This window comes from Vogesella mureinivorans, from assembly GCF_007644035.1.
GTDB classification, from domain to species: Bacteria; Pseudomonadota; Gammaproteobacteria; order Burkholderiales; family Chromobacteriaceae; genus Vogesella; species Vogesella mureinivorans.
Genome location: NZ_VMTV02001047.1, coordinates 1 through 288, shown reverse-complemented (window position 1 = coordinate 288; position 288 = coordinate 1). Strand labels below are relative to the sequence as shown.

The following is a 288-nucleotide window of genomic DNA, read 5'->3' as shown; positions in this document are numbered from 1 at the left end:
GGAGCGCGGCATCACCATCACGTCGGCTGCCACCACGACCTTCTGGAAGGATCGCAATGGCACCATGCACCGCTTCAACATCATCGACACCCCCGGCCACGTCGACTTCACCATCGAAGTCGAGCGTTCGCTGCGCGTGCTCGACGGCGCTGTGTTCGTGCTGTGTGCGGTCGGTGGCGTGCAGCCGCAGTCCGAGACGGTCTGGCGCCAGGCCAACAAATACAACGTGCCGCGCTTGGCGTTCGTCAACAAGATGGACCGTACCGGCGCCAACTTCGGCAAGGTCAT

The 288-nt window shown here is 63.2% G+C and carries 1 protein-coding gene; it reads left to right on the top strand.

Annotated elements, in window-relative coordinates; genetic code table 11:
• A partial coding sequence (locus FLQ44_RS22685; protein WP_147696163.1) for a GTP-binding protein occupies positions 1-288 on the top strand: 288 nt, incomplete at both ends.